The sequence below is a fragment of the Bacillus sp. BB51/4 genome, assembly GCF_008368845.1.
GTDB classification, from domain to species: Bacteria; Bacillota; Bacilli; order Bacillales; family Bacillaceae_G; genus Bacillus_A; species Bacillus_A wiedmannii.
Map to the genome: position 1 here is coordinate 292,906 of NZ_QOSC01000009.1, position 26,041 is coordinate 318,946.

Consider the following 26,041-nt stretch of genomic DNA (forward strand, 5'->3'; position numbering starts at 1 on the left):
TATTACCAACCCACTTCTAAATAGTCGATTTTATTGTTGAAATCGTTTTCGTTATAAGTGAAACCGCCGCCTTTAACAATTACATTCGTAACAATACTGTCTTGAATTCCAGTTAACCATACGGTCCTTGCTTGACAGTTTGCAAGAATAGCTCGGAATGTTTTCTTTCCTCCACCTTCACCTATATGAATATCCGCACGCGGCCATCCTCTCTGATTGTTGTATTTTACGACACCGCCTATACAGCTCCAGTCTAGTGTGAAGTAACACCAAATCCCATCCTCTTGGCAATAGGAAACATCTGGATTCGTGATTCTTACACCATATCCATAATCTGTTACGATTCCAGCATTCATAGTCTTAATAACAGGATTTAAAATGCGCACCTGTTGATATTGCGGTGCATTGTCACCCTCTTTAGATTTAAACCAAACACCACGTGAAGATTCCTTGTTTTTTCCATTACGTATATTGATACCTTCTAGCGTAAAATCTTCACAGGAATCATTTAAAATTTGAAAAATCAATCCATTACCAATATCATTTGCAAAGACTCGTTCCGTACGGAAATAGGATACATTGTTAAAAAGTCCTACCTCTTCTGAAACATTTTCCGCCTGTACATTATAAGTAATGTTTTTATGAATCACTTTATCTATTACAGCAATTTCAACAAACCCTTTTTTTACATTCTTTAGTTTTAAATTTACCTTAATCCCGTCACACGGTGTTAAATCATAAGGCTTAGTATTTTGATTTGTGAGTGTGTTTTTATCATTGAATACATAAAGCCCCACTATAGCACCTATCGACGTTGTGGCGTTACAATCTAGAGCTTCTATATGTATTTCTGTGTCTTTCACAGCATTTAAAACGACATATGATTGTGATTCACCGCCATTGATAACTTTCGTATCGACTTTTACATCTTGGCAATGGGAGAGTACAAATGCTTTTGCATCTTTCACCTTTTTTAAATCAAACAATCCACCCTTAAAAGTGATACTTCTTGTCTTATCGTATCCTCCAATATTAACGGTATCTTTATTATTAAAAAATGTAGTGCTACCTGCTTTTAAAATAAAAATAGCATTCGGATCAGCCCGAATACTAATGTTACTTGGGATATTTAAATCACCAATCGTATATTTTCCTGCGGGAATATCTAATGTTTTTCCTTCTGATTCATCTAATGCTTTTTGAAATGCCGCATTATCATTACCATAATAATTGACACTGTTATACGGAATCAGCGCTCTAATCGCTGTATCCAATGAAGTATGAGCACCTTTCACCTTGTTGACTTCATTCTTGATGTCATCGTATGCGCCTTCAAAAGTGAACGTCTCCCATTTATTTGAAATACTGCCTTTATGGACAGTTTGTCGATACATCTTACCTGTTTCACTATCAATCGCCAACATAACAGTATGTTCAATAGACGAAAATGAATTGGCGATAATACACCCGACCTTACTACCTTGTGGCTGTCCTTTTATCCCGTCTCCGTATATGCTATAAGTGAAAAAACCACATTTACCTACAATCTCATTAATATCTTTTATACGTATTCCTATTCCGGTGTCATTGGTTAATTTAACTTGTTGGAACTTGTCTGTATTGTCCAATTTCACCTTCATTTTTTGGTTAAAATCACGTAATGTCTTTTCTCCTAGTCTTGCTGCGGTCACTTCATCAAAATTAGAGGGTTTTGATACAAGAAAATCTGTGATCATTTTTTCAACTACATTTAAAACATTCGTATCTCCATCTAGAATCATTTTTTCTAGGGCTACTTTGTCCATGCCATATCGTTCTAAAAATTTATTGAAGTCATCGACTAAATCTCTATGATTGATTGCGTTCTTTGTTATGCCTCCATAAATCAAATCAATTTCTTCGTTTAATTGCATTCGTTCATCAGCATTAATAGCACTATTAATATGATGTTTTCTTTCCACATTCTCACCCCTTACAAGTAATAGAATTTCGAGTCAATTTCACACCAATGGAATGAAGAAGATTCGATTTTAATTTGATTAATACCCGGCGCAAGATGAATTTCTCCAGCATCAGCATGACGAACTAAATTACGGCCATATTCATCTTCAATATGAAGTCCTTTTATAACAATGATCCCCTGTGATACTGCGCTAGGATTATAAATAGTCAATGCATCATTTGTTGTGAAGTTAGTAATTTTCACATAGCGTGGATCACATTTAATTCGCCATATAATATCGTGTTGAGATGGGTTAATTTCCATCGTCCCAATATTTTTGAAATAGAACATTTTATCTTTAAATGTATAATCGTATGCATCATCCCATTCTAAACCCATGCCCCATGCAAATTTATTCGCGTCCCATTCTTTTACATCTGTTGATCTAAAGATACTTTCTCCGAAACCATCTGGTATAGAGAATTCAATAACAATTTCAAACATTAAAGAACCGGACGGACGATTAATTTTCATGTCTTCATACTCAACACGTCGTCGTATGCTCGGTTCTCTTGAATAAATAATATAAAAGTCTTCTAATCTACCAAATAGGGCGTATAGTTCATTTCTTTTTTCATATACGCCCTCAATATCCCCTGTATTCACAAGAACCCTTAATTGACACCCTCGCTCTGTATAACTTTTATTGTAATGACGAACGCCGAATTGCCCTTTCATCTTCATCTTGTCCGACTCTTTCCGAGGTGGATCAACTATTAATTCTAAAGTTTCAACATTGTAATCTTTTCTAAGGGAGCAAGTTTGTCCATTCTTAAATAAAAGTATTGTATCCTGCATATTTATTGCCCCCTCTTTAAAAAGTTAATATTGTCTTCACGATAATTTTCTTTTTTAACAACACGCTGAACTGTGCGACCATCCACGATAACCGGCTGATCTACTACAACTTGTACAATCATATCTTGTGGAGAAGTAGGAACGGGACCACCTGCATTTATAATTGGAACACTCATTGCCCCTGCTTCATTTTCACTCATAGCTTGTCTACTATTTGACATATTTCCATATACACCACTCATAACGCTTTTCAGCCCTGATAATTGATTCATAGAACTAGCCATCATACGGCTCATATCACCCATTAATTGATTCATAGTTCCAGTAATACCAAGTGATTTTTCTTTTGATGATAAAGGTGTAACTGTGATGGAATTACCTTTTTTCGTAAACAATTCCGGGCCAGCTTCACCTGTAATAAATGAACCATCACCTACAGGTTTTCCACCTTTAGCAAGCATTGGTACATGTGGAATAGTTGGAGCACTAACACCTGGTATATTATTTAATAATTCCGCTGGTGTATTAAATCCATCTATGAATTTATTAATGATACGAATGATTCCATTGATAGCTGTACGAATGCCACTTTTAATACCATCCCATACACCTAATACCGCTGATTTCATCCCCTCGAACGCTCCGCTCACAGCATTTGTTACCCAGCGGACAGGAGTCATAATAGCATCTTTTAGTCCATTCCATACAGAAGATGCGGTGGATTTAATACCTTCCCAAATGTTTGAAAGCGTGGATTTAATCCCATTCCAGATACTACTACTTGTACTACTGATCATATTCCAAACAGTAGAGATAGCTTGCTTGATGTTATTGAATACCGAACTTGCTGTAGAAACAATTGAATTCCATAGACTAGAAAGATAACTTTTAATTGTATTCCATACCGCACTTGTAGTGGAGCTAATTGTGTTCCAGGTGTTTACAATCCAGTCTTTTATTGAATTAAATATTGGCGTCACAAAAGCAACTAATCCATTCCAACATGATTGTAAGAAGTTTTTCACTGCATTCCATACAGTCATTGTTGCTGAACTGATTGCATCCCAAACGGTTGTAATTGTATTTTTAATCCAATCAAATACAGTTGTCGCAATTGATACTATTCCATTCCAACAAGTCTTTAAAAAATTTGTAAGTGCATCCCACACCGCTATAGCTTTTTGCTTAACAGCTTCCCATACCGAAGCTAAAAACTCTCGTATAGATTCGAAAATTGGAGTGGCGAAATATAAAATTGCTGTCCAAATCGCTTGTAAGTATTGAGTGATAAAATTCCATACAGTTTGAATTACTGTGGAAATACCATTCCAAATCATAGAAAAGAAATCTGCGATTCCTTGTAAAATTGGAGTTAAAAAGGCAACTAATCCATTCCATGTCTCTTGGAAAAACGTTGAAATTGAAGTCCATACCTCAGTGAAGAAGGTTGCTATTCCCTGTAAGACAGAAGTAAGGTATTCGACAATTCCATTCCAAATTTCCATACAGAAATTAAAAATAGAAGTCCAAATACCAATGTATGCTTCTAGAATAGCGGTTCCCCAGGTTACAACAAACTCAACTATTCCATTCCATAAGGCTATTAAGAACTCCTTAATTGAATTCCAGACTTCCGATGTAGTTTCACTAATACTATTCCAGGTATCACTTGCCCATTGTACAATCCCATCCCATATTCCTACTAAGAACTCTCCAATTGCATTCCAAGCATCAATGGTCCATTGCCTTATAGAATCCCAATTTTGATAAATTAGAACGCCCAAGGCAACTACAGCGGCTACAACTACGGCAATTAGTGCGACCCACCCCATCATTGCAACCCCTATACTCGATATAACGACAACGATTGGCGCCAAAGCCATAAACGCTCCTGCAATTACTCCAATGGCTATTGCAATGGCTGCCAGTGTGGCTGCTAGTTTTGGGTTATTAGAAATCCAATCAGCAATTTTAGCAACAACATCAGCTATAACACTTAGAACTGGTTTGAGAGCTACTTGTAAATCTTGCATTGCTTTTTGAAACTTAACTGCTGGGTTTGCATCCATTTTCTTAACGGAATCATTTAATTTGTCCTGTTGCTTTCCGAAATCAACTGTTTTATCTTTCGCACCTAGCAAAGTATTAATAATATTTTGCCCTTGATCCTCGTACATCGTACCGAAAAATTTAACACCTAATTCATTACGCTTTGTTTCATCCTCAACTTCTGATAAAGCCTGTGCAATTTCAGTCATAGCTGCCGAACCATCTTTACCACCTTTAGCTACTGCTTGCCCCCATTTTTCAACTTGTTCCGCTGAAATTTTTGTGCCTTCAAGTGATTCTTTCATAGCTTTATCGACACCTTGACCGAACTCAGCTGCTTTGATACGCCCTTCTTTCAGTCCATCCAATAGATTGTCGATGTTCCATGTACCAGTTTCAACCCCAGCTTCCATAATTGCTTGTACTTCTTCAGCATTGTATCCTGCTCTTGTAAGTTGCCCACCATATTCAGCAATGATATCTAATTGTTCAGGCGGAAATCCTAACTTGAGTAAAGCGTCCGCCATACCAAGAGCGCCTTCTTGCGAAATTCCTAATTCATTGCCGATTTCATTTGTTTCCTGAATTAACTCAGTAAAATCTATACCTTCATAGGATTGTGCAATTGCGGCTGCTCCTTTTACAATTGCTGCATTCGCTTCATCGCTCACGCCTTTATTTAAAGCCCATTGTCGGCGTACACCCTCTAAAGATGCTTCAGCATCCACTCCATAAGCTGAAATTCCTCTTACAGCTTCTTCTACTGATTTTTTCGAGGATTCAGGGACATCAAAAGATATATCAATTTTCGTTTGTAACTTTGACATATCCATTGCTTTTTCAATTGCGGTTGCAATTCCCCCACCTGCTGCTAATCCGCCAATAACATTTTCTAACCCTATTTTCAGACCTTCAAACTTCTTCTCTGTTCTACCAGCCTCTTGTTGTAAATCTCTTAATTCATTTTGCACTTGCCGTATTGAGTTTCCGCCATCCACAGAACGAAGAGCACGTTGTAATTTATCAATATCTGTTCCTGCTCCTAATGCTTCACGACCAATAATTCCAATTGCTTGCTCTAATTGCTTACTTGTAGCCGTTCCATTTCGAATTGCATTCACAAGACGATTTCCTAATGCACCTGCAAAATCATCAACACTTTTCCCGGTTGCGCTAAACAATGTTTCTAATTGCCTTGTGGAACTCGCTACATTATCTTGTTCAGCCTTCATATTTCCAAGCTTATTTTTCAGACCATTAAGAGACCCTTCTGTAAATTCAATCTCACGCCTAAAAGCACGATATTGTTCCTCAGAAATTTTACCGTTTTGAAATTGTGCTTGAACTTGTTGTTCAGCTGCTTTTAATTTGTCTAGCTTTTGTGTTGTATTTTCAATTTGTTGTGTAAGTAACTGTTGTTTTTGGGCTAATGCTTCCACATTACCAGGATCAAATTTTAACAGCCGCTCAACATCTTTCAACTCTTTGGTTAAATCATTACTTCGTTTATTTACATCTTTTAAAGCATTCTGAAGTCCTGTGGTTTCTCCACCAATTTCAATCGTAATTCCTTTAATTCTTCCTGCCATTTTTTCACCCCTTTCTTAGAATGAATCGAAGTCTTTTTGATTTGCTTTTCTAACTTTTTCTTTATCTGGATTCTCCATTTCAGCAAATTCAGCGATGTAGTCAAAACAATCACCAATTGTCATAACTTCCAAATCCCAATGCGTTAATTTCGCTTTATAACAAAGAGCAAGGAACGTATCAGTGGTTAATTCTTCATCACTGATAGCTCCTTGCTCTCCATTACTTTTCTTTATTTTTTTTTTGCGCCCATCGTACTTTGAATCATGTCCATAATTTCTGGAAGAATCTCAGAGATAGGGAACTCATCAAAACCATCTAACCATGTAATTGGATCATCAATTTCTGGATTTGCTGTTTTTGCATATAACCAAACTAGATCATAAACAACCTCAAAATCTACTTTACTTAAATCCGCATTCGCTAAATCAATAGTAGCGCCAGCTTGAGGATTGGAAGGAGCAATAACGCCTAATTTGAGCATATCTGCAAATAAATCACGTCTAAATTGAGCTTTATAACGTTTAACTGTTGCTGCTGTACTTTTTAATCTGACTTGTTTTCCGTCTATTGTAATTGTCTTTTCCATTTACTTATGCTCCTTTTGGTTCTGCTGGTTTTTTAATGTACACTTCTTTGTACCAGTTATCGTAAATTGCTTGAGTCGTTTTAGAAGTTGTTTTTGTTTTAACCATTGGTCTTCCGCCAGGTGCTAAAATAATCGGACTAGATACAAACTTTAATTCATTTGTATTTGGTTCAGCTGAATTTGTTTTTGTTTTAGATGCGATTGTCGGACGACTCGCTGCACAGTTATACATAACGTGTCGAGTTGCATTTACATCGCCATCGAATTCAAATAGTAATGCAAATGATTTTCCTTTGGCATCAGCTAATTCATTTAATACACCGTCTGTTTCATCTAATTGCTCACCTAATGCATCGATAGCAAATTGCTCTGGAATAGTTGCAATAGATAGCGTTCCATCGTAACCTTGGTTATTACTTGCTGCGTAATAAAGCATGTCATCCGCATAGAATTCAATTAAATCACCGCGCGGCTCAAATGTTAGTTCCACCCCACCAGGTAATGGGATTGGCGTACCAAACTTTACTAAAAAATCTTGAATATCAATTGGGACATAATGTACATTTTTCAAACCAAACGTAACTTTATTTTCTTTAGGCATTTATATCAACCTCGTTTCATATGTTTTCTGATACATTTTTTCAGATTCAATAAAAGTCCCATACGAGTCATAAGGGATCTCATGATCGTCTAGGACTTTTTCAAGTTTTGCTTCTGCAACTAAATCTTTTTTAGCTGTGTAAAGCTCAATATTTGCATCATCTATCCTGTGATAAACCTTGTTATCAGCCATTAAATTTGCTGATCCATCCACAAGAATACAAATATAAGGTGGCGCCGGCACCGGCTTGCCTGGAGTTGCTATGAAATGCGAATAAGCCACAGGATAACCTGTAGCTTCAAGGATCTTTGTTAATTCACCTAATGTCATTATTCAAGCGCCCTTTCAATCCGTCTTGGTAATTCATTAATTACATACTCTTCAACTGGACGAATATGCACTTGAGCTGGAACACGTCCACCACCAACCTTTGCATGACCATTTTCCAAAAGATGCGTTAGTTGTCCTTTTGTATTGTGGACGACAACGCTATTACCTTCTTTTTTCTTACGCCACCCTTTACGATAAGCACCTGTTTTTTTAGGACCACTTTGTCTTAATTTACTTACAGCATGATCAGCTACTTCTTCTTGCGCTGTCAGTAATTCTTCTTCCACAACATTCGCATACCTTTGTAATTCTCTAGCAAGATCGCTCGCAAAATCGTTCATATTAAACATACTCCTTTGCGATAATAGTCAATGTTTGATACATTTCATCATCATTCATTGGCGGTTCGATAATGTCAAAGATACGACTCTTCATAGTAATTCGCATTAATTCTGTAATACCTGTTGTATAAGGAATTACAAACCTATAAATTCTTGTAGATTGTGAAGCCGAAGCTTCAATGTACTCCGAACCTTTTACCGTTTTTATCATTGCCCACGCTTTTTTAACTTCTTGCCAATTACCTGTTTCAACTTCTTGATTCAAATCATCTTTTATTACTTCAGGTTGTTCAATGATAATTCGATTTCTACAATCACCTGTATTCAGTGGTTTCTTGTACTGAAAAGGACGCATATTAATCACCGTCCAACTTAATTTCTTCTAAAGCTTTTGCAATACCAAAACTATTAATTTCGGTTAAAAAATTCTTAGTAAAATACTCAAGCGCATCGTTATAAACATAACGAGAACGTTCAAAAACTAATTCTTTGAACGTCTCATCTTCGCTTATGTCATATGATCCACAGTCTTTTATTAAAGCTTCATTGGATGCAAAAAGGATGCGTCTCAGGTTATCATCTTCATCATCACCTAAGTGCATCCTGTCTTTAAATTGCTGTAATATTTCATTCGAAATTACCTTATCCATTCACATCACCCTTGTGTTGGTGGGGTTACTTCTTCAAGTTTCAATGTGTAAACTTGTGAAGTGTATTTATCCTTTGGTTTACCTGTAGCGTATTGTTTGGCGATATAAAGCGTTGCATCTTCTAAAGCTAGTGTTTCTTCAAACTTTTTGATTGGCTCCGTTCCGCCCATCGCTGCAATATACTCTCCTTTAACAAAGAACACCACTTGTCCTTGAGGTACAAATACAGATTCTGTTGGGATTGGATTAAAAGGTAAGCTCATTACATATACACCTGCCGCATTTTGAATTGTAGCATTTGCTTGAATGTCAAAAGTATCGAATGGATTTGTTACCATAACTACTTTACCAGCTACATTTTTTGGTCTATCTGCATCTGTTTTACCATCAGGATTTAATTTTTTAGCCAATAATTTGACCACGCCTTTTAATTCATTAATTGTTTTACGACCAGGCTCGAAAGTTAACGTTCCAGCAACTTTTTTATCTGGATATACTCCATTCGTGACACTTCCACTAGGGTCTTTTAATAATCCAATAGGTTCATTTTTACCCGTACCAGCTACAAAACCACGCTCTAAACCTACCGACATTGCTTCTGTAATCATAGTACGAACATATCGTTCCACCCATACTGGACCAAGCTTCAACATATCATTTGCTAATGGAATAAATGCTGTTAATTTTAGTTGAGTAATTGATTCTTTTCGGAATGTAGCATTTAATTGTCCTTTAATATCACCAAATAGCGGTCCCCATACAGCTGCACCCTCTGGATCTCCATAAATAAATTCTGTCACGGCTCCTAAATTCTCTAAACCGATATGATCTAGCAACGGATGACCTTGAACTAAATCATCAAAAATTCTCTCTTGTGTTGTCTTAGGTAAAGTTTCAGTAGATTTAAAACCACCTTCTTCCACAACTGCATTAAAGAACTTCATTTCTTCACTTGTTAATACATTAGCGCCACGAGAATGCATAATAGAACGATCTACCATTGATTCATTTACTTGATTTAAAATATCAGCTCGTACATCTGTAGCAAGTGCTTCAATCATGGAATTTAAAGCTGCTGTTTGTTCTTCTGGCGTTCCTTCCTGCGTTGCTTTTGCAAAAGCTAGTTTTTTATCTTCAAAGTTATTAAATTTAATTACCATAATTTATTTTCCTCCTAAGTTTAAAAAGAGCGTACTCAGATTCTGTTTTGTTTTAACAGGCTCTTGAATAAGCTCTTTTGGTTTTTGATTATTTGGCTGTTTCGTATACTTAGCTACTAAATCTTCTTTAAAATTTTCTACAACTTCCTCTTCTTCCTCTTCCTGCGTATCATCTATTTCAATTTCATCAGCAATTTCATCAGCTAAACCAAGAGCAACTGCTTCCTCTGCCGTTAGCCAAGTTTCATCTTTTAAAAGTTGTTTTAATTCTTCATCTGTTCCAACAAAACGTTTCTTATAAGATGCTGCTAAAGCTGAATCAATCTTCCGTAGATCTCGTGCTGTTTTTTCAAATAGATCTGCATTTCCATATTCAAAGGTACTCGCTTGATGAATCATCATCATAGTATTACTAGGCATAATGATTTTATCACCTGCCATTGCAATTACAGATGCGGCACTAGCTGCCCAACCATCAATATGAACTATAATTTCTGCACTATGCTGCTTTAACTGATTACAAATTGCTACACCATCAAAAGCGGAACCTCCACCAGAATTAATATGAACGTGAATTTTTTCTGCTTTAACATCTTGAATTTTTCTTCTTACTGCTTCAGCATTGTTTTCACTAAACCATCCACCAATTGACCCATAAACAGTTAATTTGTATTCATTTTCACCTTTAGCTTCAAAACGAATATCTCGTTTTAAGTTCAAAATCTTATTCATATTCACATGCTCCATCATTTCTCACCCCCTTCAGATTCATTTAATTTTGTATAGTTCTTCGTAATATGATGGATATTTAGATTTGGATCATCCGACTCTTCATAATCTACTTCTGAACGAATTTCATTTCCTGTAAATGCACTTGAAGAAATGAGTTTATCAATACTTGTCGCAAGATCAAATATACTTTGATAGGAAACAGCCTTAACCTCAATTTTTCGTCCTAAAAGATATTCACTCATTTCAAAGAATTTAACGTTCGCTTCATCAGATAGCTTTTTTAATAATGGTCGTACTGTGAAAAGCATATAATTTTTCGTTTGCTTTTCTACATCAGCCATTTCTCCATATATCAGAGCTATAGGAATACCAATTGCCATAGCTACTTGATTCAAGAAACCATTTGTTACTTTATTGATTTCTTCCACACTTGGACCATTTGCAACACCATTGTATATCTCGTTATAATTAATACCTTTTTGCTGTGGAACAATAGCTATATCTTTCGAACCGATTGACTTATACATATTGTCTATAAACTCTTGTAACTTTGCTATTTGTTCCTCAGTTTTAGCACCAATCATATCCATATCAACCGTGCCACGAACTTGATTTTTACGTTTCTGTGAGTTTAATATTCTACCAAATAAATCACCGTAATCTGCAAATAATCCATCAATAAGTGGAGATAATTTATCATTTCGATACTTCAAATGAATAACTTCGCTTTGCTTAAAACTTCTCTTAAACGTATAATCTTTTACCCTTACATCAGTAAAAGTATCTTCAAACACAGCATACTCATTATGTTGAAATCCATCTGCAATAAGTAAATCACCATCATCTGCTTGTATGACTAAACACTCATTATCATAAATAAGTTTGCGAACAAACTTTTCCCAAAAGGTACTTGCGGTCATATTCTTGTTTGGTCTTACGTTTAATCGATAATACAGCTCATTCTTCTTAAATTCTTTACCATTTCTTACTCTAAATTCAGATTGACTAATCGTCCTTCCTAAAAATGAGACACATGTATCAATTGCCAAACGTTTCATATGAAGCCTGTTTGCTGTATCGGTTAATGCATCCAGATCCAACATAAATTCTAGTTCTTTATTTCTTCTAAACACTGAACCTAACCATCCAATGATTATCACCCCCTTTATTAGAATTTAATGTTGCCTATAACAAAGTCAGTTGCTTCTTGTATCTCATCCGCCCGATAAAGAGCGTGAACGAAACATTGGAACCCATCTGTTTTTCTACGAACAGGCTCTTTCTTTTCATATATTTTATTTCCATCACCTTTGATGACAACCAACACATTTTGCGTATACCAACGCATTAGCGGATTATCGTCAAACACAATTTGTTTATTTGCAAATGCCATTTCAATCCGTGGCGCTAATAAACTATGAATTGCTTTAGGGTTTCTTATAACTTCTATTTCAAACCCTTCTGCTACTAATAAAGGTCTTATCGCTTCCATTCGGAAGTTATCAGCTATAATTTTTTTAATGCCATATTGTTCACGCATTTTTACAAACCAATCAACAATGTGTTGAGGATTGATAGTTGGCTCGTCCACAACAGTTAGCAAGCCTTGTTCTTCCCATTCTTTTATTGGCGCAAACTTCTGTTTTTTGAACTCTCCTGCTTTTTTTGAATATCCATAATAGATATCAACAAATTCTTTTCGTACAAAGGAATGCGTTTTAAAAATATACTCTCCAGTTTGTCTAAATAAAAGACCACATGCCGCGAAATCTCGAATGCTTGCAAAGTCTAACGATCCAATGCATTCTTGTCCGTGTAAATCTGGAAAAGGTCGATCTGTAGCAAGAATTTCTGACCATTTTGCAACAGAGCGTTCTAAATTAGTAACAGGTAAGTTCATACGCTTTGTCATGAACTCTTCTCTATTACTAGGGTCGTCTTCTAAATCTTCATATTCCTCCTTAATTGTTTCAAGTAACCCTTCAGCATACTCACTTAAAGGCTTAGATAACATGGGATTCGCAAGCTCCCAATTATCAAGATCATCTACTTCAGTTTCGTCATTCAATTTACAAATAAAAGGAAAGACAGCATTCGGACGTGCTTCGCCGTTTAATACCTTCATTGCCTTTTCTTTTTGCTTATCTAAGAAACCGTCACGAACATATCCATCTGTACCAATGTAAAATTCACGTGGGTTTTTCTTTTTCCCTAAACCACTGATATGAACACGGACATCTTTATTGCTTTCGTATTGATGTATTTCATCAAATACAACCGCACCATCACGCAAACCATCTTTTGTATCTCCATTTGAAGTTCTAAACTTCAGTACACTTTCAGTAGCCTTTGAAACTGTTTGAGTTAACGTTGTTTTAAAGGCTCTTTTCAAGACCTCATTCTTCTTCACACATTTATGAACTTCGTCAGGGCTTGTTTTTGCTTGTTCTTCACTATTCGCTACAACTGAAATGTTATACTCTGAAATGCCATGTAATTCACTAATTAAAAAGTGAATAATAACAGAAATCAGACCGTTTTTACCGCCGCCACGTCCTAGCATCCATAGGAATTTACGATAAAATACACGTCCATTTTTCTTATAAAATAAAAAGACGAATGCTATTAAGAATTTTTGAAATGGCTGCAACGGAAAATACCACTTCTCACCAAAGTTGATACAATCCTCAATCATTTCATCATCAAAATACAAATCGTCTCTGTTTAAAACATATTTTTCTAGATATTTAATTAACAGTTCTCTTTCTTTATTGAACTTTACTTTCCCACTTCGATAAAGTTCAATATATTCTTCCACATACTTTTGCTTAATCATGTAAGATCACTTTTGCTATAACCTGTATTAGGGATAGTATTCTTAACAACAAACTTTATATCTCTCCCTAATGCAATTAAAGAACTGTTAATTTTATTCCTCTCACTTATAAGAGGGTGGGCCTTAACGAAAACTTGAGTTCCATTTTTAATTGTTACGGATTCCCCTTCTTTAGTTATCGTTTTATTAATTTTTCGAAATGCTTTAACTAGATCAATATAGCGTTCTACCTTTTCAACTTCAACTAAATCTGTCGTATCAATACTATTCATAAGCTGTTCCTTTAACCTTACAATACTAACAGCCATCTACCCCCCCCCCTTACGTGCGTAATTCCGAAAAAAACCTGACAGTTAACCCCCTCCTCCGGTGCCCCTTAGAGCAATTTTTGATGAAATATTTTAAGGGGGGGTATTACTATCAAAGCATTTTCACCACTTTTCATCGTGTTCCCATTTATTTTGTTTCTTCTCGTAAATTCTTCCGTGTTCTTTGTTGTGGCAATTAACACAAACTGTTTCAAGATTATCTATATCAAGTGCAAGCTCTGGATGATGTTCTAGTTCTTTTATATGATGGACAACGAGTTGAATCTTCTTACGCTTCGCACTCTCACTGTATTCATTCGTGTCTGTTTGTACTCGACCATTTCGTTTACACTCTTGGCACTCATAGTTGTCACGCTTCTTTACTTGTTCACGTATACTCTTCCACTCACCGCTGTCATAGAACTTACGCTTCTGTTGTTTAGTTTTATATTCTTTCATAACCGATAAGCTCTACCTGTTCTTCCACAATAGGATGATTGTGTTGAATGATTTCAGTATTGCAACGCTTATTATCAGATGGTACATGTTCAATATGAATGTATGTCCGATTAATCTTATCGATTGATTGTGTTTCCCAATCGAATGCAACCCGTACCTTTCTATCTATCTGTTTACCTTTGTACTGAACTATTGGTACAGAATCTATATCAGTTAATGTAATGATTAGTAATGGTTCTTCATTAGCCTTTATACCATCACATTGTTTGTACTTCTCTACTTTATACACATCTACAAATGCACCATTACATTTCGGACAAACAGTTACTTCTTGATATTCTTCTTTAACTGAACGATATACCTTATCTAGATAACCACAAACTAAACATCTAGAAGTGTTATAATATTTAATTTCTGTACGTACATCACACATATTCTTACACTCCTTTTCTTCCTTTATTGCCTTCAATTATGCAATTTCCTTTTCAACCATCTTATCGATAGGATCATAGAATTGTATTGTAGTTGGTTTTACTTGTTCACGATTAGTACCTTTGAATAATTGAATGGTATGTTGAAAAAGAGCAATCACATCATTCATAAACATTTTAAATATCCTAAACACACGAAAAACCACCTATGTAATTTTCATATAATAAAAGGCACTTCCTAAGAATTACGGTAAAATTAAAAGGCATGATTCTTTACAATACGAAGGTACTGAAAAAGTGATTGCTTTGAAAAAACAACATGTATTTTATCAGTATGTTGAAAATAGAAAGGGGTCCATCACCTGTATATAGTAGGTGATGGACCCCTTTTTCTTATGAAGTGGACTTTTTCAGTGGCCTCTACAATACCGGATTCATGCCCAAGAAGCTACTTATCTAACCTTTGGGTGCCACTTCAATAAGAGTTGTCTCTTTTATTATCGAATCCAACGGATGATTTTTTCGTCAAATTCTACCCAGCCTTTATCTTTAATGTAAATCCAGTTGTTATCTCTAAACTCAATTTCCCACTGACCAACACCTACACGATCACGTATGCCACTATTATAATTTGCATGATGGTAACACTCTAATCCATCCCATTCATTCCAAATAACACCTTTACTTTTACCGTCTTTTTCGATACGCATTGCTGTTTCGGGAATCCAATTGTCATTTGCAATTTTAAACCAAAATCTTTTTCCGTCCCATGCGTTCTCTAAATAAACATGACCACTGCCAAGAGGAATCTTTCCTACTACTTCCGCAAACTCATTTGGCTCTTTATATACCCAAGATTGGCGTTCCATACATTGCAGCCAACCTAAGTTATTGGTTAGCCAATCAGACGGTAGTGTCACATTTTTACGAGTATCTACATCCGTAGGATCAGAACCATTTCCTATGAACCATTCAATAGATTTATTTCCAACTAAGTAGTTTAAATCTACATTACCAGAATTACCAGATATGCCTGCAACGCTACCACTATCAGTATATTGCCAAATATCACAACTATAAGCAGGTTTACTGCCACCATAACGAGGAATCCATAGGAAATCTGCACTTACACTATTTAATCCATAACTTGTATACATGTGATGTGATACATAGAATCCAACTTTCCAACCTGCTGCACGGCAAGTATCAATGAAAGCCTGAGACGCTTTTGCCAAATTAGTTGGCCCACAACTAGCAAGGGTATCATCTTCTACATCCAATACAAGAAACTTTGCATCCTTGTCAGCACGTGCCATAAAATCATTTGCTTCTACAATAGCGTCCTGAACGCTTGAATAACAGCCATAAGCATAATGACCGAATGGAACTCCATATGCTTTACACCCCTGTACATATTCCTTATACTTCGAATCAATTTTATTAGATCCATACTGTACACGAATAATTACAAGCTCCAATTCTTTACTCGCTTCTGCCCAATTAATAGTTCCATTATAATAAGATATATCTGCTATTTTCTTCATTCTTACATACTCCTTTTCTCTATAGTCATCACCTCATGGAGAGGTCCACTTCGTATTTATTAACGTAAAATCCTTATATTCATATACTTTCTATAACAAAGCTATTTTTAAGTTTATTGTTATTATTGATGTATAATAACAAAGAGCCGACTCATAAGAGCCCGCTCCTTTTTTATCGAATCCAACGGATGATTTTTTCGTCAAATTCTACCCAACCTTTTTCTTTAATGTAAATCCAGTTGTTATCTCTAAACTCAATTTCCCACTGACCAACACCTACACGATCACGTATGCCACTATTATAATTTGCATGATGGTAACACTCTAATCCATCCCATTCATTCCAAATGACACCTGTACTTTTACCGTCTTTTTCGATACGCATTGCTGTTTCGGGAACCCAATTGTCATTTGCAATTTTGAACCAAAATCTTTTTCCATCCCATGCGTTCGCTAAATATACATGTCCACTTCCAAGAGGAATCTTTCCTACTACTTCCGCAAACTCATTTGGCTCTTTATATACCCAAGATTGGCGTTGTATACATTGCAGCCAACCTAAGTTATTGGTTAACCAATCAGACGGTAACGAGATATTCTGACGTGTATCTACATCTGTAGGATCAGAACCATTTCCATTGTTGCCACCGTCCTCTTTCCCCAAGTAATCTAACGGGTTCACAGCATTACTCTTACTAGCATTCCAGCGACCTTTATGCAATTCAAAATGTAAGTGTTGGCCACTAGACTGCCCTGTATTTCCCATAACTCCAATTGTTTGTCCTTGTGTAACATAATCGCCTTCTTTAACCGTTCGAGAACCGCTGCGCATATGGGCGTATACAGTTTCCCACGTAACTCCATCAATATTATGCACAATCATAATACATTCACCATAACTGGATGAAAGATAAGAACGACTAACTTGCCCGCTAGCCGCTGCATAAATCGGATGATCACCTGCTTCAGCAAGGTCTACCCCATGATGATCTGGTCTACTACCTCTAAAACCACTTGTTACTCTCATTGTATCTGTTGGATAAATAAATTTTGCCATATGAATCTTCCTTTCTATTTTTACACAATATAAAAAAGGTACTTACATGAGCACCTTCGTTCACTATCTATATTTATTATTTTTCGGATATATTATAGTCTTTCAAATCTTAAGATAAACAGAACGAAAAGCTCTCTGTCGTTACCTAATATCAAAATATTCTTCTTTTAACTACGTACTGTTTCCAAAATATAATATAGTTTATTCATACCAAGCTGCACTTAAAATAAGATACGGTGTTTAATCATTAATTACGCTACCCGTAAAATATCCACTGCCTAACCTTTAGGTGTTACTTCAATAAGAGCCGTCTTTTTTATTATCGAATCCAACGGATGATTTTTTCGTCAAATTCTACCCAACCTTTTTCTTTAATGTAAATCCAGTTGTTATCTCTAAACTCAATTTCCCACTGACCAACACCTACACGATCACGTATGCCACTATTATAATTTGCATGATGGTAACACTCTAATCCATCCCATTCATTCCAAATGACACCTGTACTTTTACCGTCTTTTTCGATACGCATTGCTGTTTCGGGAACCCAATTGTCATTTGCAATTTTGAACCAAAATCTTTTTCCATCCCATGCGTTCGCTAAATATACATGTCCACTTCCAAGAGGAATCTTTCCTACTACTTCCGCAAACTCATTTGACTCTTTATATACCCAAGATTGGCGTTGCATACATTGCAGCCAACCTAAGTTATTGGTTAACCAATCAGACGGTAACGAGATATTCTGACGTGTATCTACATCTGTAGGATCAGTTCCTCCATTAAAATCCACATATTGTTTAACAATTTCAGCATAGAAAAAATTTCCACCATTTTTATATTTATAGCCACCATTGTATGTCACAGCGATAGGGTGACTATATCGAACCATAGCACCAGTGTTATTTCCAAGAGATGGTGCAACAACAGTTTTAGAATACAGACCTGCCACCGGTAGTGAATGCTCTTTATTGTTAGAAGCTAACCAACGAATGTAAGCACGTCCAAAATTATATGCTTGAACAATAGCACTTAAATCAGTAATACCATACTTCTTTGCATCTGCAAAAGCTCCTTTTAAGTGCATTACTCCGTAATGAATTGACTCCTTAGGGTTGTCAATTGAATTCATAGGTCTTTCTTGGGATTCACTTGACTGCATAATATCGGGGGTCTTTTCAGCATCCCCATCACTTTCCACCATAATAATTCCAAGCACATAAGGTACTAACTCAGGTACACCTTGTACATTACATTCTTGTTCTACCATTGTATGCCATCGTAGAACCTGTTGCGGCAGATTAACGGTTTTAGCTGAAGCAACTAATTGATTCATTACTAAACATCTCCTTATTTTACCTATTATTTTCTGTCTACAAAACCTACTACTTTACTAAGTACATCTAACTGCTAAATGCCCATTTTTCTATAAAATTACTTCATGACACTCACCTTCTTTCACAACAAAAAGAGCAACCATAAAATAGTTGCCCTTTCGTGGAAACCTTATATTACTACTATAAATCATTTTTTCAATGGTTTCTGTACACCACATGTAACCTACAAAAAGGTAACATTAAAATTCATCTAGAAACTTGACAATCTTTTTTATTTCAGCATGCTTACGTCGGATATAGCCTGTACTATAATGCAAATCAAAAGCTATTTGTTCTAAAGTCATTCCGTCCACATATTTCATTTTTAGTATTCGATTTTCTAATCCTGTAAACTTATTAATCAAATACTTTAAATCATACACTTCATTCATCTTATATGCTAATTCATATTCAATCGTTTCAATACGTTCTTCTACCTTTGCACCTTCCGATTCAGCGGTTAAACGCACCTCTCGCAAATCACCACTGACCCAGCGTTTTAATTCAGCTTTTGTTTTGTCTAAGTTGTAATCTAAGTATGCGATTCGTTCCTCTAATTTCTGATAGTCTTTCAGCCAGTCAAACAAATGATGATTCACCTACTTTCTTTGGATCTTCCACAATCTAATTCACAATACCAGCTTTTACAAAGATGTTTCTCCATGATTTATCAGTTTGGTATTTATCAACGGCTTTTGCACGTTTAGCAAGATGTTTCTTTAATTTCTTTTTCTTATGATTACTCATGTTACTCACTCTCCTTCTATGTTTAATCCGTTGTCTTCTAAATGAATTAATACGTTGATATTTTTTTACCGCTCGTACTATTTCTCTTATATGATCCAAAAGTATTTTAATAAAATTAGTAACAGAATCCCATAAATCCTTCATCATAATATTGAACTGTTCCATTTCTGGACTGTTCATGATTTCTTGAACCATTTCCCTTTTCTTGTCTTCATCCCGTTCATTTAACACCAATATTATTTGTTCTTCCAAATCATCAAACATTTTCACACCTACCTTTCTACTAAGAAACTATAAATCTCATAAAACCGTTCATTTTCCTTTCTAAGACGTTTTAACATTCGCATGATAAATTGTATTAGGATTGAAAAACGCCTTAGTTTTCTCTTAATCTGAAGAGTCATTTTTCAGAAGATAGAATTAAAATAGCTTTTTTATTAAAAATTAGTCATTCCACTTAAAATGAATGTAATGTTCGTAGTAAGATCCACCTAAAAGGCTCTTCCTTTCTTCTTTCTTAAATTCAACTTTCACACCGTCCACCAATTCTTGTAACTTTTCTATAAAAATTTTCGAAAGCATCATATGCTTATCTGGGTCATCATAACGAATTTGATACTTATAACCTGAATATCCCTTTCCAGCACTTTCGATTATTGCAGCTTCCATTTCCTCTGCAAATTCCAATACTTTTTCATCAATGGCTTTTTCTTGTATTTCTTTCAAATTCTCCACTAAGGACATTTCCATTCTCCCTTTCTTAATAAAAATTCAAAATCTATTAAAATTACTATTTTGCTCACCCAACAAATCTAGTAATTCCTTCATAGATAGTTCATATAATTGTCTGCCATCATTAGCTTTATATATTTGATGTTTATCTATTAATTGGAATATCACTTTTTGTTTCTTAAACTGGTATCTATCTAACGTCCTAAAAACAATCATAATTACCAACATGGAAAATATTGAAAGTGAAAACAATTCGCTTCACCCTGCCATATCTTCTTTAAAAAACAATGGTTCTAACTCTTCTGCAGCAACTTGATATGTTTTAGTAGAATTAACAACACCTACTGTTACAATGTCATCATCTTGATATAGTACTGTTAGTGCATTTACATCATCCGTTACCCAGTCACCTGTAATAAACTTCCCTGGAACTCTTCCTTTACGTCTAAATACTTCACGCCAACTTTCCATATCAATTTCTTCTGCAGTAGCTAAACGGCACTGATCTATATGATTGAATCCCCATTCCCCTTTAATTGAACCTTCACTTTGCCAAAATCCCCATAGAGCCAATTTATTACGAACGTTATTGTTAACAGCTTTTTCAACCTTTGTAATTTGTGGTCCATCTTCCATTTCACAAATAACCCATTGCCCTTTAATTTCTTTTTGATTTGCTATTTGTAAGTTCATTAATTCTCGCTCCATTCTGCTTGTCCTAATGTAATAATCATTTTTCGTTCCAAAACATTTCCCATCACAGCATTCATCCATAAATGAGGATTAATTTTTCTCTTTAGAAATTCAACGACTGTAATTAACTCTTGAGTAGATAGTGATACAAATTCGCCTAAAGGTTCTTGATTAAACTTGCCACCACGTTTTTCTATAGTTAGAACCACTTCATTTTCAATAACGTATCTTTCTGCAGTTACTAAATTGAATTGACGGACCTTATCACGCCCAAACCCTCTTATTAATTCCTTTAGCAAATCGCAAATCAAGCGAAAATCTATTACTTTTAACGTTTGCTCTATTTGTCCACTACAACTTTTACACAATGTTTTCTCTAAACCATCAATGTACATATTTCTTTCATCAGTAGGCGGAATAGAATTACCGCAAATATCACACCATTCCCCTACATCAGCAAAGATATCTAACATGTAAATCACTCCTATGATTTATATTTGTTTAATACTTCTTGCAATCTCTCACGTTCTTTATCAGTAGATTGTAAGTTTTGTTTTTCTAATTCTTTTTTAGTTGGTTCAACATCTTCACGTAACCAATCTGGAACCATTTCTTTTCTATTCGAATGACCTGCACCCGATCTATTAGATTTCCTGTTCTTATTCATTTCAAAACGTCTATCTAACGCAGCGACATCATCTAACGTTTTTACTTTTTGCTTTTGCCAATTCTTCAATATTGCTTTTATGTAATTCCATTTAGGTGCATTTTCGTCAATTGCTTTATTTGTCGCATGTAGAATTAACTCACGACCAAACAAATCACAAAACTCTCCTAATTCCGTAATTGCAATTTCACTTAAAGGAATGCCTTTCTCTCTTAAAAAGTTGTAACTGATTTTAAACTCTTCATCGACTAATACATGTGATTTTGATTCATCCTTATCATCATGATGATGATTAGTATTTGGTATATTAGTATTTAGTTTATTAGTACTTGGTATATTAGTATTTAGTAGCTCGGGATTTCCCACCGGCGGATTTTCCACCGGTGGTTTTTCCACTGGTGGCTCTTCCACTGGTGGAAAATCCGCCAGTGGCTCCACTTGTGGAACTTCATGAATTACTGTTTCCCAACTGACAATTTTATTTTTATCGTTTCTAATTGGAAGTCGTTGTAAATATCCGTATTCTTTCAACTCTTTCATGCCACTTCTTAAACTATCCAGACCATCTTTCGCATGTGTAGCTAACTCTTCTCTATAAAATACCCAATCATCCGGAAGTGTAAGGATATACGCTAAAATACCTTTCGCTTTCCATGAAAGCCTTTCGTCTCTTAAACCGGTATTATTTACGACAGAATAATTTTTGTTCTTTTCTACTCTTACAATTCCCATATTCCCTACCTCTCCTGTTTGCAAAAAATCATTTAATTGCTATAATACATATTGTTGTTTTTACTTTAGGACCCGTTGCAGCGGGTTCTTTTCTTATGCATTTCTTCGAATCGCTTCAACAACTTCTTTTCTTCCACCTACTTTTTCTAAGCGATCTGCTACATCTAGAACATCTTTGCTCTTCTTAGAGGAATCATTCTTCAACTTCTTAAAGTACATAGCTGATAACTCTTTTGATACTTCTAAATATCGTCCGGTTTCTTTTTGGTATAATTCATGTAGCTCATAATAAACATTCTTGTCACCGTTTCGATTCGCTTGTTCCATTTGTTTATATAAAAACTGCTGATTTTGTATACTTTCCCTACGCTCTTCTTCTAATTTCATAGCTTTTTCTAGATGTTCTGGAAGTACTCTGTTTTCTGTCCCCATTATTTAATCTCTCTCTTTCAAGACGATCACTTTCATCAAACTTTTGTTCAATGAAAGTACCGCCTTTATAAATTCCATACGCAAGTATCACTATCCCTAATCCGAAGATGCAGACATTCGTTGTACTTTCTACTGCTGTAATGTCCATTAGGCTAATACAAACACCTTTTTAGACTCTATTTCTTGTGCTAGTTCGTTGTTTAAGTACTCTTTAATGTTATTCATTGCTTCTAACTTCCAAGCCCCACCATCGGCTTCAAACAAACCGCAACGTGCACCTTCACGCATTCTAAATACAAACCTACTTTCCGGTTGTTCTACTTCAACAAATGTTCTATATGGGCTTAATTGAACTGGATTCGGTACTTTCGCATTCCCTCTACTAGCAACTCCTGTTTTCACAGTTACAGCTTGTGATACACCATCATCTCCAATTTCCTTCACATCATTTTCTACGACAGTACCTACTACCTGTAAAACGATGTCTCGATGATTGTTTTGTACAAATCCTGATTGCAATGCAATATTAAATTCTTCTCTATCATAAAAGCTTCCAAAATTAAAACGTGGAATGGATGCTTGTGCTTGAATATATGTACTTCTAGCCTTATCTCCATTAACTGCAGTAAAGCAACTTACCGTTGTTGGATTTTCAATATGGATCATCAAAGGCTCTGCAGTATCAAATTCTGATTTCACATAACCTACCAAACCAGATAAACTACGTACAACAACTTCTGCAGGTGTTGGTTCTTGCACAAGGTGTAATCGTTGTGTTGAATATGTCTGTTCACCGATTTCGTGTGTTTTAATTGTTCCAATCTCTAATACTTTATCAATTGCATCTCTTGTCATAGTCATTTTTTATTTCCCCTTTTCTTAATTGGATTTAGTTTTCAAATAATCGATTACTACTGTTTGCTTCTCAGCAGCTTTATTTTGTTCTAACTCTTCTACTTCTGCTACAGGTTGTCCAACATCTGTTTTCACATCACCCTGTAGATCCATATAAAACTGCCCTTGGATTCCAGAAGCTAACTCTTGACCAACTAAATTTCCGTTTTGGTCCATATCTAATAGAATCTTAGACTCTACCGCTTCCGTTGGTGCTAGTTTCGAAGTTGCTTGAACCTGACAATTCCATACATCACGCTTTTTATCACCAGCAAACGAAAGTGTTAAAACAATCTTTCTTGCTTTTTTCGGATCAGTATTTAAATCCGCCATATTTTCCATTACGCGCTCAAACTCTTGATGAAACCTTTCAGCAAGCGCACCATCAGCAAACGTATTTAAATCAATCATGACTTCCATTTCTTCTCTCACCTAAACCTTTCTTATTAAAATTCAACATCCACTTGAATATCGATATTCATAGGAATCTCTTGTGTTACACGGATTAACTTTGGGCTGATTCCTTTTTTAATCAACTTTTTAACTTCTTCTTTTGCAGCTTCTTTTGTGTCGAATTCGCTAATCCCTGGAAAACCCGCGAAATTACTAGTAATCACTAAAATCTTTTGTTGCATGCTTTCTCCTCCTACTGAACTTCCGTCATATTTATTTGTGCATTTGTAGCTGTAATTTCTTCATCTAAAATGGTTGGAAGTGAATATTCTTCATTTATAATTTGAATAGCTCTATCTAAATGATGGCGTTTTATAGCTTTATAACTACTAATCCCAAACTCTCTATGTAATTGACTATAAATATCGCTATATACTTTCTTTCTAAGACTGACATCCTGATAAGCATTAGATCCTTTACCGCCTATTAAAAGAACGCCTAACTTTCTTACAGCCTTTGATACTTCATCACATTCGATAGCATATAAAGGAGCATTTTCACGTAAGTCCTTTACATCAGATTTAATATGCTGAATTTCTTGGGCTTGTCCTTCCAAGGCTTCAAACGTTAATTTCAAAACACTCATTGGATCTTTTGGTACTTTTTGCTGATTTTGTATGTGTTGTTTCATTCGTTTGAATTCTTCAATAAACTTAATTTTCATTTGAACAGCTTCTTTTGTGTTGTATCCCATGACAACTAATGTAAAAGCTTCTTCTGTTAGGTCGATTTTAGGATAACGACGTCCTCTATTTTCATAAGTTCGCTCCTTAAAATTTAGGAGTGAAAATTCTACCCCTGCATAATCCATTTGAGTTTTAATATCAGTCATAACATTGTCATGACGTTTATTAAATACTTCTGCAACCAGCAAACTATCTGTAACAACTTTTCCATTACTTTCAAATACCAGCTCATTATGTATTGGCATTTCATTCACTACAGCTATTTGATTCATTTTAATTTCCTCCTATTTATAAACTTGGAATAACCCTAGTTTTGTTCATATTCTGATGTACCAAATGTAATTCATTACTTACTTTTTTGAAGATTAACCAATTATCAGGATTAAGATTGTATGATTTGATTTGAGTTTTTTCCTTCTTAGTTGGATTTTTACCGTTCTTCAATTCCACTCGCCTCCTACAGCTCATCAAAAAATTTAGAAAGAAATTCTTTCATTTCTTTTGCCTTAAACAACCAACGATTATTTTTTTGTTTCGCAAATTCTTGTACACGAGGATCACAAACTACATATTCCATTAACCAGTCATAGCTGCGGCTAGTTTCATATTGAAGTCTTTTCATATCCCACCAAGTACCAACTCCCATATCGGCTAACCTTTCATTAACTTGACGAGAAACTTCTTTTTGCAAGTAAGTTTCATCAATAACAACTTGCACAGTTGCTGCCATTAACAAATCTCCTCACTTTCCAACATTCGATTTATTTTTTCTTTCACTTTTTTACCTTCTCTTTTACCGTGTAAAATATCAGAGAGATATGGACCGGAAACATTAAGCATCTTTGCTAATTCTCCTTGTTTCATTTCATTAACAAATAGCCACATTTTCACTTTCTTGCCAAAAGCTTTATCCATACCGACACCTCCTCCTATACATTTAGCTAATATTTTAGCTTTCTATTGACTATTTCTATCCGATTAGATAAAATTAAATCATAGCTAAATAAACCAAATTAAATTGCCTTTTAAACGTTGAGGGACGTGCAATATAGGCTTAATTTCTAATGGTTTGACGGCTAAATAATTAGCTTATGAACATAGTTTAATATCCAATTAGATAAAAGTCAATATTTTTGTATCCATTTGGATAGAAAA

General features: G+C 35.3%; 36 protein-coding genes. All 36 read right to left on the reverse strand.

Annotated features, from left to right (window positions below):
* Window positions 1–2: 2 nt before the first annotated feature.
* Window positions 3–1,961 (reverse strand): hypothetical protein, encoded by a 1,959-nt coding sequence (locus DN392_RS12720; RefSeq protein WP_149238032.1) that lies wholly within the window; start codon window positions 1,959–1,961, stop codon window positions 3–5.
* Window positions 1,962–1,972: 11 nt separating this feature from the next.
* Entirely contained in the window at window positions 1,973–2,800 is an 828-nt protein-coding gene (locus DN392_RS12725) for a phage tail domain-containing protein (protein ID WP_064470339.1), read from the reverse strand.
* 2 nt (window positions 2,801–2,802) lie between these two features.
* Entirely contained in the window at window positions 2,803–6,438 is a 3,636-nt protein-coding gene (locus DN392_RS12730; RefSeq protein ID WP_149238033.1) for a phage tail protein, read from the reverse strand.
* A gap of 15 nt (window positions 6,439–6,453) precedes the next feature.
* A complete protein-coding gene (locus DN392_RS30780; RefSeq protein WP_223697466.1) occupies window positions 6,454–6,642 on the reverse strand; it encodes a hypothetical protein in 189 nt (62 codons plus the stop codon).
* Between the two features lie 26 nt (window positions 6,643–6,668).
* Entirely contained in the window at window positions 6,669–7,025 is a 357-nt protein-coding gene (locus DN392_RS12735) for a hypothetical protein (protein WP_149238034.1), read from the reverse strand.
* A 4-nt stretch (window positions 7,026–7,029) separates the two neighbouring features.
* Complete coding sequence (locus tag DN392_RS12740) at window positions 7,030–7,626, reverse strand: major tail protein (protein ID WP_149238035.1); 597 nt, start codon at window positions 7,624–7,626, stop codon at window positions 7,030–7,032.
* Window positions 7,627–7,956 (reverse strand): hypothetical protein, encoded by a 330-nt coding sequence (locus tag DN392_RS12745; RefSeq protein ID WP_149238036.1) that lies wholly within the window; start codon window positions 7,954–7,956, stop codon window positions 7,627–7,629. It lies immediately after the preceding gene.
* Window positions 7,956–8,297: an HK97 gp10 family phage protein gene (locus DN392_RS12750; RefSeq protein ID WP_149238037.1), complete on the reverse strand. Its 342-nt coding sequence runs from the start codon at window positions 8,295–8,297 to the stop codon at window positions 7,956–7,958. The genes DN392_RS12745 and DN392_RS12750 overlap by 1 nt, the downstream gene beginning before the upstream one ends.
* Window position 8,298: 1 nt before the next feature.
* Window positions 8,299–8,652, reverse strand: coding sequence for a phage head closure protein (locus DN392_RS12755; protein WP_149238038.1), 354 nt, complete (start codon window positions 8,650–8,652; stop codon window positions 8,299–8,301).
* A gap of 1 nt (window position 8,653) precedes the next feature.
* On the reverse strand, window positions 8,654–8,947 hold the full coding sequence (locus DN392_RS12760) for a hypothetical protein (protein ID WP_149238039.1): 294 nt from the start codon (window positions 8,945–8,947) through the stop codon (window positions 8,654–8,656).
* 5 nt (window positions 8,948–8,952) lie between these two features.
* Complete coding sequence (locus tag DN392_RS12765; RefSeq protein WP_149238040.1) at window positions 8,953–10,107, reverse strand: phage major capsid protein; 1,155 nt, start codon at window positions 10,105–10,107, stop codon at window positions 8,953–8,955.
* A 3-nt stretch (window positions 10,108–10,110) separates the two neighbouring features.
* Window positions 10,111–10,854, reverse strand: a complete 744-nt coding sequence (locus DN392_RS12770) for a head maturation protease, ClpP-related (RefSeq protein WP_149238062.1) — start codon at window positions 10,852–10,854, stop codon at window positions 10,111–10,113.
* A complete protein-coding gene (locus tag DN392_RS12775; RefSeq protein WP_149238041.1) occupies window positions 10,854–11,999 on the reverse strand; it encodes a phage portal protein in 1,146 nt (381 codons plus the stop codon). Before DN392_RS12775 ends, DN392_RS12770 begins: the two co-directional genes overlap by 1 nt.
* Window positions 12,000–12,007: 8 nt before the next feature.
* Window positions 12,008–13,675 carry a terminase TerL endonuclease subunit gene (locus tag DN392_RS12780; protein WP_149238042.1) on the reverse strand — a complete coding sequence of 556 codons (1,668 nt, stop codon included), beginning with the start codon at window positions 13,673–13,675 and terminating at the stop codon, window positions 12,008–12,010.
* Entirely contained in the window at window positions 13,672–13,983 is a 312-nt protein-coding gene (locus DN392_RS12785; protein ID WP_002128755.1) for a P27 family phage terminase small subunit, read from the reverse strand. Before DN392_RS12785 ends, DN392_RS12780 begins: the two co-directional genes overlap by 4 nt.
* Window positions 13,984–14,106: 123 nt before the next feature.
* A complete protein-coding gene (locus DN392_RS12790; RefSeq protein WP_098849606.1) occupies window positions 14,107–14,442 on the reverse strand; it encodes an HNH endonuclease in 336 nt (111 codons plus the stop codon).
* Window positions 14,429–14,875 (reverse strand): hypothetical protein, encoded by a 447-nt coding sequence (locus DN392_RS12795; protein ID WP_149238043.1) that lies wholly within the window; start codon window positions 14,873–14,875, stop codon window positions 14,429–14,431. Before DN392_RS12795 ends, DN392_RS12790 begins: the two co-directional genes overlap by 14 nt.
* 36 nt (window positions 14,876–14,911) lie before the next feature.
* Window positions 14,912–15,067 carry a hypothetical protein gene (locus tag DN392_RS30380; protein ID WP_176547059.1) on the reverse strand — a complete coding sequence of 52 codons (156 nt, stop codon included), beginning with the start codon at window positions 15,065–15,067 and terminating at the stop codon, window positions 14,912–14,914.
* Between the two features lie 303 nt (window positions 15,068–15,370).
* Window positions 15,371–16,417 (reverse strand): GH25 family lysozyme, encoded by a 1,047-nt coding sequence (locus DN392_RS12800; protein WP_149238044.1) that lies wholly within the window; start codon window positions 16,415–16,417, stop codon window positions 15,371–15,373.
* A 172-nt stretch (window positions 16,418–16,589) separates the two neighbouring features.
* On the reverse strand, window positions 16,590–17,474 hold the full coding sequence (locus tag DN392_RS12805) for a M23 family metallopeptidase (RefSeq protein WP_149238045.1): 885 nt from the start codon (window positions 17,472–17,474) through the stop codon (window positions 16,590–16,592).
* A gap of 319 nt (window positions 17,475–17,793) precedes the next feature.
* Entirely contained in the window at window positions 17,794–18,810 is a 1,017-nt protein-coding gene (locus DN392_RS12810) for a lysozyme family protein (RefSeq protein WP_149238046.1), read from the reverse strand.
* 240 nt (window positions 18,811–19,050) lie between these two features.
* Window positions 19,051–19,437: a hypothetical protein gene (locus tag DN392_RS12815; RefSeq protein WP_098849647.1), complete on the reverse strand. Its 387-nt coding sequence runs from the start codon at window positions 19,435–19,437 to the stop codon at window positions 19,051–19,053.
* Window positions 19,438–19,474: 37 nt separating this feature from the next.
* Window positions 19,475–19,597, reverse strand: a complete 123-nt coding sequence (locus tag DN392_RS12820) for a DUF3983 domain-containing protein (protein WP_098849661.1) — start codon at window positions 19,595–19,597, stop codon at window positions 19,475–19,477.
* 444 nt (window positions 19,598–20,041) lie between these two features.
* Window positions 20,042–20,341, reverse strand: coding sequence for a hypothetical protein (locus DN392_RS12825; RefSeq protein ID WP_098849648.1), 300 nt, complete (start codon window positions 20,339–20,341; stop codon window positions 20,042–20,044).
* A 27-nt stretch (window positions 20,342–20,368) separates the two neighbouring features.
* Window positions 20,369–20,557, reverse strand: a complete 189-nt coding sequence (fbpA, locus tag DN392_RS12830; RefSeq protein ID WP_149238063.1) for a Fur-regulated basic protein FbpA — start codon at window positions 20,555–20,557, stop codon at window positions 20,369–20,371.
* A gap of 30 nt (window positions 20,558–20,587) precedes the next feature.
* The gene (locus tag DN392_RS12835; protein WP_179955923.1) at window positions 20,588–21,022 is read right to left on the reverse strand and encodes a hypothetical protein; all 435 of its coding nucleotides are present in this window, start codon (window positions 21,020–21,022) and stop codon (window positions 20,588–20,590) included.
* Window positions 21,022–21,495, reverse strand: a complete 474-nt coding sequence (locus DN392_RS12840) for a hypothetical protein (protein WP_098849651.1) — start codon at window positions 21,493–21,495, stop codon at window positions 21,022–21,024. The genes DN392_RS12835 and DN392_RS12840 overlap by 1 nt, the downstream gene beginning before the upstream one ends.
* A gap of 11 nt (window positions 21,496–21,506) precedes the next feature.
* Window positions 21,507–22,421: a DnaD domain protein gene (locus DN392_RS12845; RefSeq protein ID WP_149238048.1), complete on the reverse strand. Its 915-nt coding sequence runs from the start codon at window positions 22,419–22,421 to the stop codon at window positions 21,507–21,509.
* 93 nt (window positions 22,422–22,514) lie between these two features.
* Window positions 22,515–22,853 (reverse strand): hypothetical protein, encoded by a 339-nt coding sequence (locus DN392_RS12850; RefSeq protein ID WP_149238049.1) that lies wholly within the window; start codon window positions 22,851–22,853, stop codon window positions 22,515–22,517.
* A gap of 147 nt (window positions 22,854–23,000) precedes the next feature.
* Entirely contained in the window at window positions 23,001–23,714 is a 714-nt protein-coding gene (locus DN392_RS12860) for a hypothetical protein (RefSeq protein ID WP_149238051.1), read from the reverse strand.
* Between the two features lie 18 nt (window positions 23,715–23,732).
* Window positions 23,733–24,167, reverse strand: coding sequence for a replication terminator protein (locus DN392_RS12865; RefSeq protein WP_149238052.1), 435 nt, complete (start codon window positions 24,165–24,167; stop codon window positions 23,733–23,735).
* A 26-nt stretch (window positions 24,168–24,193) separates the two neighbouring features.
* Entirely contained in the window at window positions 24,194–24,382 is a 189-nt protein-coding gene (locus tag DN392_RS12870; protein ID WP_149238053.1) for a hypothetical protein, read from the reverse strand.
* 11 nt (window positions 24,383–24,393) lie between these two features.
* Window positions 24,394–25,158 (reverse strand): ORF6C domain-containing protein, encoded by a 765-nt coding sequence (locus tag DN392_RS12875; RefSeq protein WP_149238054.1) that lies wholly within the window; start codon window positions 25,156–25,158, stop codon window positions 24,394–24,396.
* Window positions 25,159–25,174: 16 nt separating this feature from the next.
* Window positions 25,175–25,330, reverse strand: a complete 156-nt coding sequence (locus DN392_RS30385) for a DUF6906 family protein (protein WP_179955924.1) — start codon at window positions 25,328–25,330, stop codon at window positions 25,175–25,177.
* A 13-nt stretch (window positions 25,331–25,343) separates the two neighbouring features.
* Complete coding sequence (locus DN392_RS12880) at window positions 25,344–25,616, reverse strand: DUF771 domain-containing protein (RefSeq protein WP_149238055.1); 273 nt, start codon at window positions 25,614–25,616, stop codon at window positions 25,344–25,346.
* Window positions 25,616–25,801 carry a helix-turn-helix domain-containing protein gene (locus tag DN392_RS12885; protein WP_149238056.1) on the reverse strand — a complete coding sequence of 62 codons (186 nt, stop codon included), beginning with the start codon at window positions 25,799–25,801 and terminating at the stop codon, window positions 25,616–25,618. The genes DN392_RS12880 and DN392_RS12885 overlap by 1 nt, the downstream gene beginning before the upstream one ends.
* Window positions 25,802–26,041 lie beyond the last annotated feature (240 nt).

What these genes read in the sequence shown, in the direction of transcription:
- DN392_RS12735 (WP_149238034.1), bottom strand. Translation starts at nt 7,025, where the DNA reads ATGGAAAAGACAATTACAATAGACGGAAAACAAGTCAGATTAAAAAGT.
- DN392_RS12835 (WP_179955923.1), bottom strand. Translation starts at nt 21,022, where the DNA reads ATGAACTTACAAATAGCAAATCAAAAAGAAATTAAAGGGCAATGGGTT.
- DN392_RS12780 (WP_149238042.1), bottom strand. Translation starts at nt 13,675, where the DNA reads ATGATTAAGCAAAAGTATGTGGAAGAATATATTGAACTTTATCGAAGT.
- DN392_RS12875 (WP_149238054.1), bottom strand. Translation starts at nt 25,158, where the DNA reads ATGAATCAAATAGCTGTAGTGAATGAAATGCCAATACATAATGAGCTG.
- DN392_RS12880 (WP_149238055.1), bottom strand. Translation starts at nt 25,616, where the DNA reads ATGGCAGCAACTGTGCAAGTTGTTATTGATGAAACTTACTTGCAAAAA.
- DN392_RS12725 (WP_064470339.1), bottom strand. Translation starts at nt 2,800, where the DNA reads ATGCAGGATACAATACTTTTATTTAAGAATGGACAAACTTGCTCCCTT.
- DN392_RS12885 (WP_149238056.1), bottom strand. Translation starts at nt 25,801, where the DNA reads ATGGATAAAGCTTTTGGCAAGAAAGTGAAAATGTGGCTATTTGTTAAT.
- DN392_RS12750 (WP_149238037.1), bottom strand. Translation starts at nt 8,297, where the DNA reads ATGAACGATTTTGCGAGCGATCTTGCTAGAGAATTACAAAGGTATGCG.
- DN392_RS12805 (WP_149238045.1), bottom strand. Translation starts at nt 17,474, where the DNA reads ATGGCAAAATTTATTTATCCAACAGATACAATGAGAGTAACAAGTGGT.
- DN392_RS12765 (WP_149238040.1), bottom strand. Translation starts at nt 10,107, where the DNA reads ATGGTAATTAAATTTAATAACTTTGAAGATAAAAAACTAGCTTTTGCA.
- fbpA (WP_149238063.1), bottom strand. Translation starts at nt 20,557, where the DNA reads ATGTTGGTAATTATGATTGTTTTTAGGACGTTAGATAGATACCAGTTT.
- DN392_RS12800 (WP_149238044.1), bottom strand. Translation starts at nt 16,417, where the DNA reads ATGAAGAAAATAGCAGATATATCTTATTATAATGGAACTATTAATTGG.
- DN392_RS12850 (WP_149238049.1), bottom strand. Translation starts at nt 22,853, where the DNA reads ATGGGGACAGAAAACAGAGTACTTCCAGAACATCTAGAAAAAGCTATG.
- DN392_RS12825 (WP_098849648.1), bottom strand. Translation starts at nt 20,341, where the DNA reads ATGTCCTTAGTGGAGAATTTGAAAGAAATACAAGAAAAAGCCATTGAT.
- DN392_RS12770 (WP_149238062.1), bottom strand. Translation starts at nt 10,854, where the DNA reads ATGGAGCATGTGAATATGAATAAGATTTTGAACTTAAAACGAGATATT.
- DN392_RS12745 (WP_149238036.1), bottom strand. Translation starts at nt 7,956, where the DNA reads ATGACATTAGGTGAATTAACAAAGATCCTTGAAGCTACAGGTTATCCT.
- DN392_RS12795 (WP_149238043.1), bottom strand. Translation starts at nt 14,875, where the DNA reads ATGTGTGATGTACGTACAGAAATTAAATATTATAACACTTCTAGATGT.
- DN392_RS12790 (WP_098849606.1), bottom strand. Translation starts at nt 14,442, where the DNA reads ATGAAAGAATATAAAACTAAACAACAGAAGCGTAAGTTCTATGACAGC.
- DN392_RS12730 (WP_149238033.1), bottom strand. Translation starts at nt 6,438, where the DNA reads ATGGCAGGAAGAATTAAAGGAATTACGATTGAAATTGGTGGAGAAACC.
- DN392_RS12810 (WP_149238046.1), bottom strand. Translation starts at nt 18,810, where the DNA reads ATGAATCAATTAGTTGCTTCAGCTAAAACCGTTAATCTGCCGCAACAG.
- DN392_RS12785 (WP_002128755.1), bottom strand. Translation starts at nt 13,983, where the DNA reads ATGGCTGTTAGTATTGTAAGGTTAAAGGAACAGCTTATGAATAGTATT.
- DN392_RS12845 (WP_149238048.1), bottom strand. Translation starts at nt 22,421, where the DNA reads ATGGGAATTGTAAGAGTAGAAAAGAACAAAAATTATTCTGTCGTAAAT.
- DN392_RS12820 (WP_098849661.1), bottom strand. Translation starts at nt 19,597, where the DNA reads ATGAGTAATCATAAGAAAAAGAAATTAAAGAAACATCTTGCTAAACGT.
- DN392_RS12870 (WP_149238053.1), bottom strand. Translation starts at nt 24,382, where the DNA reads ATGCAACAAAAGATTTTAGTGATTACTAGTAATTTCGCGGGTTTTCCA.
- DN392_RS12860 (WP_149238051.1), bottom strand. Translation starts at nt 23,714, where the DNA reads ATGACTATGACAAGAGATGCAATTGATAAAGTATTAGAGATTGGAACA.
- DN392_RS12755 (WP_149238038.1), bottom strand. Translation starts at nt 8,652, where the DNA reads ATGCGTCCTTTTCAGTACAAGAAACCACTGAATACAGGTGATTGTAGA.
- DN392_RS12865 (WP_149238052.1), bottom strand. Translation starts at nt 24,167, where the DNA reads ATGGAAGTCATGATTGATTTAAATACGTTTGCTGATGGTGCGCTTGCT.
- DN392_RS12760 (WP_149238039.1), bottom strand. Translation starts at nt 8,947, where the DNA reads ATGGATAAGGTAATTTCGAATGAAATATTACAGCAATTTAAAGACAGG.
- DN392_RS12740 (WP_149238035.1), bottom strand. Translation starts at nt 7,626, where the DNA reads ATGCCTAAAGAAAATAAAGTTACGTTTGGTTTGAAAAATGTACATTAT.
- DN392_RS12840 (WP_098849651.1), bottom strand. Translation starts at nt 21,495, where the DNA reads ATGTTAGATATCTTTGCTGATGTAGGGGAATGGTGTGATATTTGCGGT.